Raw genomic sequence first — 305 nt, 5'->3', positions numbered from 1 at the left:
GCACGTACGTCGGCGGCTTCAACCAGGTCGGTTCCTCGGTGACGTGGAAGGCGCAGATGCCGACGGAGGGCAAGTACCGCCTGACCGTGCGCTACGCGATCCCCGCCGTCGACGCCAACGCGACCCTGACGGTCAACGGCAAGCCGAACACCCAGCCGATCGGCCTGAAGAACTTCATCCACTCCTCGGACCCGAACCTGGAGAAGAACTGGCAGACCACCTGGGCGCCGGTCGACCTCAAGAAGGGCGAGAACGAGATCAAGATCTCGTGCGAGACCGGCAACCAGTGCGACGTGCTGCTCGAC

The 305-nt window shown here is 64.6% G+C and carries 1 protein-coding gene; it reads left to right on the top strand.

Going from position 1 to position 305, the window contains the following annotated elements:
* Nucleotides 1-305 (top strand): CBM35 domain-containing protein (locus tag OQ02_RS39825; protein WP_033443870.1); only part of this gene is annotated, 305 nt, incomplete at both ends.

It is taken from the genome of Saccharothrix sp. NRRL B-16314 (assembly GCF_000716595.1).
Taxonomy (GTDB): Bacteria; Actinomycetota; Actinomycetes; order Mycobacteriales; family Pseudonocardiaceae; genus Actinosynnema.
Note: the sequence above shows the minus strand (reverse complement) of the source record. Positions and strands in the feature narration are given on the sequence as shown.